11 protein-coding genes are annotated in these 7,874 nt (G+C 32.0%); 5 read left to right on the forward strand and 6 right to left on the reverse strand.

Annotated elements, in window-relative coordinates:
• Positions 1–343: integrase core domain-containing protein (locus CDZ78_RS16095; RefSeq protein WP_140414123.1), on the forward strand; the 343-nt coding region annotated here is incomplete at its 5' end.
• Between the two features lie 49 nt (positions 344–392).
• On the opposite strand, the gene CDZ78_RS16100 is transcribed toward CDZ78_RS16095, so the two are convergent.
• From CDZ78_RS16100 to CDZ78_RS16125, 6 genes are all read right to left on the reverse strand, one after another.
• A complete protein-coding gene (locus CDZ78_RS16100; RefSeq protein ID WP_307190510.1) occupies positions 393–827 on the reverse strand; it encodes a TraX family protein in 435 nt (144 codons plus the stop codon).
• A gap of 144 nt (positions 828–971) precedes the next feature.
• Positions 972–1,226, reverse strand: coding sequence for a hypothetical protein (locus tag CDZ78_RS16105; protein ID WP_087870904.1), 255 nt, complete (start codon positions 1,224–1,226; stop codon positions 972–974).
• The gene (locus CDZ78_RS16110) at positions 1,226–1,741 is read right to left on the reverse strand and encodes a plasmid mobilization protein (protein ID WP_167374355.1); all 516 of its coding nucleotides are present in this window, start codon (positions 1,739–1,741) and stop codon (positions 1,226–1,228) included. The genes CDZ78_RS16105 and CDZ78_RS16110 overlap by 1 nt, the downstream gene beginning before the upstream one ends.
• 242 nt (positions 1,742–1,983) lie before the next feature.
• Positions 1,984–3,006: a ParB/RepB/Spo0J family partition protein gene (locus CDZ78_RS16115; protein ID WP_087870906.1), complete on the reverse strand. Its 1,023-nt coding sequence runs from the start codon at positions 3,004–3,006 to the stop codon at positions 1,984–1,986.
• On the reverse strand, positions 2,999–3,757 hold the full coding sequence (locus tag CDZ78_RS16120; RefSeq protein WP_087870907.1) for a ParA family protein: 759 nt from the start codon (positions 3,755–3,757) through the stop codon (positions 2,999–3,001). Before CDZ78_RS16120 ends, CDZ78_RS16115 begins: the two co-directional genes overlap by 8 nt.
• A complete protein-coding gene (locus CDZ78_RS16125) occupies positions 3,754–4,032 on the reverse strand; it encodes a hypothetical protein (RefSeq protein ID WP_087870908.1) in 279 nt (92 codons plus the stop codon). Before CDZ78_RS16125 ends, CDZ78_RS16120 begins: the two co-directional genes overlap by 4 nt.
• 1,101 nt (positions 4,033–5,133) lie before the next feature.
• On the opposite strand from CDZ78_RS16125, the gene CDZ78_RS16130 reads away from it, so the two are divergent.
• The 4 genes from CDZ78_RS16130 to CDZ78_RS22720 form a co-directional block, all read left to right on the forward strand.
• Positions 5,134–6,306, forward strand: coding sequence for a replication initiation protein (locus CDZ78_RS16130; protein WP_087870909.1), 1,173 nt, complete (start codon positions 5,134–5,136; stop codon positions 6,304–6,306).
• Between the two features lie 22 nt (positions 6,307–6,328).
• Positions 6,329–6,808: a hypothetical protein gene (locus CDZ78_RS16135; protein ID WP_087870910.1), complete on the forward strand. Its 480-nt coding sequence runs from the start codon at positions 6,329–6,331 to the stop codon at positions 6,806–6,808.
• Positions 6,790–7,605, forward strand: a complete 816-nt coding sequence (locus CDZ78_RS16140; RefSeq protein ID WP_167374356.1) for a nucleotidyl transferase AbiEii/AbiGii toxin family protein — start codon at positions 6,790–6,792, stop codon at positions 7,603–7,605. Before CDZ78_RS16135 ends, CDZ78_RS16140 begins: the two co-directional genes overlap by 19 nt.
• A 55-nt stretch (positions 7,606–7,660) precedes the next feature.
• Positions 7,661–7,874, forward strand: a 214-nt coding sequence (locus CDZ78_RS22720; RefSeq protein ID WP_211200775.1) for a hypothetical protein, incomplete at its 3' end; no start/stop codon positions are given.

The raw sequence follows: 7,874 nt of genomic DNA on the forward strand, positions 1-7,874 counted from the left end.
TTCTCTCTACGGAACACCTGAAATTTTTAATACGGATCAAGGCAGTCAATACACCAGTGAAATTCATACCCAACGACTAAAAAACAAAGGCATTACTATTTCTATGGATGGAAAAGGACGAGCAACGGATAATATTTGTATTGAACGGTTTTGGCGAAGTGCAAAATGTGAGCGTATTTATTTAAATGAATATGGTTCAATTAGAGCGTTAATAGAAGATGTTGATGACTATATTGAGTTTTATAATCATCAACGGTTTCATGAAACCCTGGACTATAAAAAACCAATGAATGTATATAGAGAAAGTATTTTAGCTAATGAACAGCAGAATGAAGCGGCTTAGGAATATGGAATAAGGATTGTTGAAAAATCTGTCTTGACTCTTTGGGGTGCTATAATTTAGATGCTAGATAAATAAGTGGTATGACAATAAAAAAATAAGCATTACCTTGATTAACAGCTAATAAAAAAAATAAAGAAAAAAATAAAGTTGTAATAGTTTTTGTATTGCTAACATTTTTGTAATACCACCAAATAGAAACACCAACCCCCAAAGCTGGCCACCAGAACTCCACAAACGCACCAAGGAACCAAAAAGACCCCCACCCCACCCACAGCCAAACCTTTTTATTTTCAGCCCTTTTAAGCGAATATAAGCACCATACAAGCAAAGCTAAAGTAAACATGATATTTAGGACTTTCCAAGAAGCTTTATCTTCTGTAAGAATAAGAGCGACACCCCCTCCTAAAAAAACAAAAGCAGGTGTCGCTAGCCCTCCAAAGATAACCATTCTTTTAATAGCTCTAAGATAATGTATTTCTTTAATTTCCTTCGCTGAAAATCAGGGAAACGGAGCCTAAGCGAAGTGATGATTTTTAGTCCGCGATAGCCGTAGGGCCGTTATTTTGTCGGAGTCTGAGCGTTAGCGAAGGTGGAGACAAAATAAAAGGCCATCCGACACGGCGTCAAGTCATTTGGAGCCTATGTTCCGACCCCTTGTTGGGTCGGGACGAGGTGACGAGGACGAATCGGGGCCGCCGGAGGCATAAGTGGTCGCGTTAAGTTTTTGCTGCTTGCTTGGGCTGGGATGCCCAAAACAAGCTTTCGCAAAAATAGCGACTCCCCGTATAATTCTTTGAGCTCTTGTATTTGACCCACCGCCACCTGTTTTAAATTTAACAGGGTCTTCTAAAAAACCATGAAGAGAACTTTTATAATCTGCCATTATTCAGACCAACGATTTAATGATTGATCTAAAAGTGACATTATTTTTCCTTGTTGATTATCTATTGTTTTGGACAAAGAAATTAATAATTCTTCACTCGGTGAGTTTGAATTAGTAGCATCAATATTCAAAGCTCTTGTAATTTGATTAAGGTTTCTACCAATGGCTGATAATTGCCTATTTGATTCTACAATTGCTTTTATTTCTTCTATTGTAAAAGTTGGATGGTTATCAATTTTGTTTAAAATTAAAGCCCTTCCCCACTGGCTCCTGTTTTCAAAACCTTCTTTTTTTGCTCTTTTTTCAATTTCTTCAACATCTTTAGAATTGAAGCGCATTGAAATAATTCCCTCTTTCGGAGTCTTATTTTTTTTACTGTTGAATATTATTTGTCCCTTTGTAACATGCGTTATTAATTTTCTTAGCATACCTGAGCCTGTCATTTTTTGACTGGAACAGAAACTTTCCCAAGCTTCTTTTTCTTTTTCTTTAAGTGTTATTACTATTCTAGGCATAAGTAAAAAGTTCATATGTACGAACAATATATAAAAAATAGGGGGGGTAAAAGGAACCAATATAGCATATTGGTGCAAAACGTACACGTTTAGCGAATCCTACACTCTCTCTTACCCCCCTTAAAAGTTCGTACATACGAACTTTTCTCTTATTTCAAGAAAGGGCTTTGCCCTCTGCTTCGCATTCACCCAAGGTATTTATACAAGGATGATGCGGTTTTTTTCTATTTCTGATAAATGGTTTAATCTTCTTCTATGCTTAAAACTTTTATTTGATCTGCATTAACTTCTTTTGTTTCTCCACTCTCCATTTTAATAATAACTTTCCCATACTCCAAGGTATTTTTAAAAACCAATCTTGCTTGCTCGTTTTCAAATTCAACTAATAGAACCAGTTTTTTATTTACATTTTTTCCATACCCCTTTTCTTCGTTATCTTTTTTATTTAGGTTTTTAGGTGTTTCATTTTTTACAATATCGGTATCGGTATCAACTTCATTATTATTATCATTATTTTCTATAATACTTATCTCTTCTTGATTAGTATTACTTTCAGGTGCTTTTAACGAATCTACAAATTCTCTCAATATCTTTGTTGATAGCTGTTTTTCTGTAGTGTTGCAAAAAATATCTACTTCTTTTTCGTATTTTTTATAGGCTCTATATAACAAAGCTAAACCTTGCATAGAAGTACAAAATCTATTATTTAGTAATGATTTAATTGATTTAGGCAATTCATCAAATAATGCATAATCTGAAACATAAGACTTAGTTTTTCCCAGTCTTTCCGCTATTTCAATTTGTTTATCTCCAGCTTTTATTCTTTCTGATATAAACAACGCAACTTCTTCCGTTTTTAATCCATCACGAATTAAATTATCAACAACATTATCAAAAGAATCATTATCAGAAAGAAAATAAGGTAATTTTTTAAGTCCTATTTTTTTTGCTGCTCGATAGCGTCTGCTTCCTCCATTAATAATAAAAAAACCTTCTTTTTCAGGGTGTTTTTTAACAGAAAGGGGTTGTTTAACGCCTACCTTTTTTCCTGTTTTTTCAGAAATTACTTTCATTGAATTAATAAGTTCTTCTAATGCTTGGGAATCATAGGATTTTCTAGCATTATTTTCATCTTCAATAAATTTTTCAATAGGGGCATAACTTAATAAACCCTCTTCTTTAGGTTTTTTTAATTGTCCACTGATAAGAGAAGAGGGGTTAAAATCATCAAGCCCTGATAAATCAACACCTTTATTTTTAGACATTATTATTCTCCTTCATTGTTGTATCTAAAATTTTGAATGCTTTTTTAAACTCTTGTCCAGCTACTCGCGCAGCTGTTTTTTTTAAATTCCAGACAGGCAATCCTAAGCTTAGTGATTCAGGTATTGATGATCTAATACCTATGGGTGCTGGAATTAATAGATGTGAATAGTTTTCTATTAACGTTTTTAAAGTTTCTTTTTGAGCTGTTGATCTAGGGTTAAATCTATTCGGCAACATTCCTAAAAAATTTAGATTAGGGTTCCACTTTTCTTTTACCCCAAAAATAGTTTGAAGCATTTTTTTTATGCCATCAATACTATATTCCTCTAGCTCAATAGGGGATAGAACATAATTTGATGTAATTAATGCACCTGTCATCCTAAGACCTAAAGTAGGAGGAGTATCAATAATGCAGTAGTCATATATTTCATTTAACTTTTTTATATTTTCCTTAAAATCTACTAAAACATTTGAATCATATCTTTCTACATCAGCCATCAAAGAATCAGCTTCAATAACATTGATTATTTCAGGGTTATCAATTTTGAAATCTAATTTTTTGAATAAATCACTAGCAAAAAAATTTAAAGGAGTAGCTATTTTTTTTAAAGTTTTTGTTGCATTTGCTTGTGGGTCTAAATCTATAAAGAGAACTTTTTTATTTTGTTCACTTAAATGTAAGGCTAGGTGAACTGCTATGGTGCTTTTTCCCACCCCTCCCTTTTGATTTGATATGGCTATAGTACTCATTTTTTAACCTCTACTAATGTACAATTTTTAATAATTCTATTAATAATAACTTGATTTAACCCAGCTCTTAATAAGTCATTAGTTAAAACAGTTTTAAGCATAAAGTTATGTGTTTTAACTGTTGGCTTTCTTCTGCCATCCTCCCATTCTTTAAATCTGCCTTGTTGATAATGGGTTCCTAAAGTTTTATTTGTTATAAAAATAACATCTGAATTTAACCCTTTTAATCGTTTTCTTTCTATTTTTAGAAACTGTGATATTAAATTATTTTTCATGGTAAATCTCCTTTTATTCATTATACGGTACAATGATACTACCCATTAGGTTTTGTGTAAACATTTATTCTTTTTATAAAAATAGTTATCCACAGGAGATTTTATTTAAAAACACAATATTCTTTAAGAATATATATAAGACTATATATAAGAATATATAAGGGACGTGTAACTCATTAATTATAAAAGGTAATTAGTATTTTAGGTAGAAGGTTTGTCGAGAATTTATCATTTAGGTAGAAGGTTTGTCGAGAATTTATCATTTAGGTAGAAGGTTTGTCGAGAATTTATCATTTAGGTAGAAGGTTTGTCGAGAATTTATCATTTAGGTAGAAGGTTTGTCGAGAATTTATCATTTAGGTGTATACTATTTGTCGAGAAAGGTTTTTAGTCGTGCTTTTAGTGGCCTGTAAAGGCTTTGAAAGTAGAAGGTTTGTCGAGAAAGGTTTTTAGTCGTGCTTTTAGTGGCCTGTAAAGGCTTTGAAAGTAGAAGGTTTGTCGAGAAGGCAGGTAACTAGTTAACTGAAGTTTCCCAATTATTGAGTAGCTGAAATACACAATGCTGGTGTATCGAGGTTTATTTTAGGTGGTTTTGCCATGTTTATAGCAAACCCCTACTTAATTCCCCTTAGGCAATAGCATTTGAAACGAATGAAAAGACTATTTTTTTCATATAGTTGTAGCATAGTTTCAATTTTACCATAAATAATTATTGGGAAACTTCAGTTTATAAAAATAGTTATCCACAGGAGATTTTATTTTAAAACACAATATTCTTTAAGAATATATATAAGACTATATATAAGAATATATAAGGGCCGTGTAACTCATTAATTATAAAAGGTAATTAGGATTTTAGGTAGAAGGTTTGTCGAGAAATTATGCTTTAGGTAGAAGGTTTGTCGAGAAAGGTTTTTAGTCGTGCTTTTAGTGGCCTGTAAAGGCTTTGAAAGTAGAAGGTTTGTCGAGAAAGGTTTTTAGTCGTGCTTTTAGTGGCCTGTAAAGGCTTTGAAAGTAGAAGGTTTGTCGAGAAAGGTTTTTAGTCGTGCTTTTAGTGGCCTGTAAAGGCTTTGAAAGTAGAAGGTTTGAAGGGAGATAGAAATGGAAATTGTAAAATTAAAAGATGAGAGAGAATTAAGGGCGGTAAACAGGGAGTTTAGCTTGGGAGAGTATGGTGAGAGTTGGACTAAGCTTGAAAGATATTTATTTATAGAAATTTATAATGTTATTAAAGATTTTTATATATCAAGATCAGACGAGAACATAAAAGGATTTTCATCTGAAAGTATTTTGTTGAACCTCCCAGTTAACAAGTTAGATAAAACTTTATTTAAAAAAAGTCAATTAAGCCGTGACCTTATGAATGCCTCGGAAGGATTATCAAAAAAACAAATAGTGTTGAAAACTTTAAAGGATGATGGGCAGTGGGGGTTTCGTTTTATTTCAATGTTTCCTGATATTGGATATGACCCCTCAACCGATAAAAACAATATGATTGTAAAAATACCAAGCTCCATATATGAGCAAATGGTTCCTATTGAATCTTATTGTCAACTTGATTTAAAACTGCTTTCAGTGTTTGGATCTGGTAACACAATAAGGCTTTATGAAATTTTTAAATCTTATGCTTTTAAAAAGCTATTTTCTATTGACTTTAATGAGCTTAGAAAGCTTTTAGGATTTTTTAATGAAGGAAGCTATCAAGAATGGAAACACTTTAATGCTAAAGTTCTTAAACCAGCGGTTAAAGATATAAACAGTCATAAACAATATGATATTGAAGTGTTTTATGAAAAGAGGCGAGGACTCGATAAAATATCATTTACGATTAAAACACATAGGGCACAAGATTTAAGTAAAATTCAAGTATTAAACTTAAATGAATCAATAGATGAAATTCTAAGAAAACCTAATTTAATTCAGCAAAAATATATAGAAACTGTTTTGTTTTTTTGTAAAAAATATTCTTCGATTAGTAACGAAAAAGAACTTATAGAGTGGATTATCTCCGACCTTATTAACCAACAAGCAAAATTAGAAGCTAAGTTTAATTTTAAGCATTCAATGAATGCAATTAGCAAACAAGTTAGAATCGGTAGTTACACTCAACCTTATTCCCACAAATATTTAGTTATTGATAGTATTACGTTTGATCCTCTTATTTATGAAGAGATCAAAAAATTGGAGAGGGAAGGGTTACATGAAGTTATTAAAGATCAATATAGTTCAGAACAGATAAGAGCCAATCATTTTGGGTTTATCTTAGACTCATAAAATTAGAAAGGTAAGAAATAAAATGTCTGCAATAACACTTAAAAAATGCACACTTCCAGAAACAAATACTAAGTATTATCTTACTGCAATTACGGCTTTAAATATTTACTCTGAGGATGGAACAGGAGACTGGCATTTTTCAGAAAACTTTTTAGAAAATGAGAGTTTTATACCCCGTAAAACGGTAGCAGGGGTTGATACCTGTTCAACAAATGAATACCTAGGGGATAAAGGGGTTTTTAATTGTTACCAAACACTATTAGAATCTGGGGTTCAGCCCTCTACTAAAAATGTTTTTTCAGCCGATCATTACCGTGCTATTGCGGATATGGTTTTTGATAGCATTACCAAAGGGCATGAGATTGAAGGTTCAATTATTCTTGATGATTGGCTCCCAGAACAGCATGAAAAAGAAAAGTTATATCTATTAATAAATAGTTTTAAATCGGCTGTAACAGAAAAACAATGGCAAAAAATAGAAGTATGGAAAATGAAGAGCTAGGTGTTGAATTAAAAGAAGATCAAAAAACGCATGTTAAATTTATGTCTGAGATTGCAAAATCTACTCTTGATACACCAACGGTATTAAAGGGGGGGACTGCATTGCTTTTGGCTTATGATCTGGATAGGTTTTCAGAAGATTTAGATTTTGATAGTACAAAAGCGTTTAATTTAGAAAAAAGGATTAATGACTCTGCAAAAAGATCAAATGTTAAGGTTAATAAAATACTTTTAAAAAAAGACACAGCAACAACAAAAAGATATGTTGTTAATTACACCAGTGAACAAGGAAGAAGAAGATTAAAAATAGAAACATCACTAAGAGCCAAAGAACTAGATGAACAAGATACAACTGTTATTAATGGAATTAGAGTCTATAAAATTGAAAACTTAATCAGTCAAAAATTAGAGGCTGGAGAAAATCGTTCAAAAGTAAGAGACTTATATGATTTAAACTATTTAAGTGAAAACTTCAGCCACTCATTTTCTGAAAAACAGAAAGAACAATTAGCTGAATTTGCAAAAAATCCAGACAGTTTAGTAAACCGCTATAGCCAAAATCATAGTGAAGATAATATTTTAAAAGATAGGCCGCTTGATGATTTAGCACTGAATATTCATATTAATTCAGAGGCAATGAATAAAAAAATGAATAGTGATAAACCTTTACTACTTGCTGAAAAATTTAGTCAAAATAACTTTAATAATGACGTTGATAGAGAACGGTTTGTTAATGAGGTTTCAAAGCAAGTTGACGAAATCAGAATCCCACAAGAAAAAGAAGACCTAGAAAGATAAAAAATAAGAGGGCAGTATAAAACCACCCTCTACCAGTAATAAATTAATATCACCCTTGGCGGTCATCGGCACCTCTGCCTGTACCGCAAGAGAATTATATTTTATTCAAGAGAAAATTAAAAGGATAAAGATATGTCAGTATCAAATGGTGCATACCAACATCACCAAGAAGAAATGGAGCGTCAAAGAGAACTTTCAAGACAGAGAAACAGCTCTGTATCAGAGTAAGCGTCGATTCTTCCCACCTAGACAAGCTACGCCACTTACTT

It is taken from the genome of Bathymodiolus platifrons methanotrophic gill symbiont, assembly GCF_002189065.1.
In the GTDB taxonomy this organism is placed as follows: Bacteria; Pseudomonadota; Gammaproteobacteria; order Methylococcales; family Methylomonadaceae; genus Methyloprofundus.

Bases quoted from the DNA above. Each gene is read 5' to 3' on its own strand.
- CDZ78_RS16105 (WP_087870904.1), bottom strand. From the start codon at position 1,226: ATGGCAGATTATAAAAGTTCTCTTCATGGTTTTTTAGAAGACCCTGTT.
- CDZ78_RS16110 (WP_167374355.1), bottom strand. From the start codon at position 1,741: ATGCCTAGAATAGTAATAACACTTAAAGAAAAAGAAAAAGAAGCTTGG.
- CDZ78_RS16115 (WP_087870906.1), bottom strand. From the start codon at position 3,006: ATGTCTAAAAATAAAGGTGTTGATTTATCAGGGCTTGATGATTTTAAC.
- CDZ78_RS16120 (WP_087870907.1), bottom strand. From the start codon at position 3,757: ATGAGTACTATAGCCATATCAAATCAAAAGGGAGGGGTGGGAAAAAGC.
- CDZ78_RS16125 (WP_087870908.1), bottom strand. From the start codon at position 4,032: ATGAAAAATAATTTAATATCACAGTTTCTAAAAATAGAAAGAAAACGA.
- CDZ78_RS16130 (WP_087870909.1), top strand. From the start codon at position 5,134: ATGGAAATTGTAAAATTAAAAGATGAGAGAGAATTAAGGGCGGTAAAC.
- CDZ78_RS16135 (WP_087870910.1), top strand. From the start codon at position 6,329: ATGTCTGCAATAACACTTAAAAAATGCACACTTCCAGAAACAAATACT.
- CDZ78_RS16140 (WP_167374356.1), top strand. From the start codon at position 6,790: ATGGAAAATGAAGAGCTAGGTGTTGAATTAAAAGAAGATCAAAAAACG.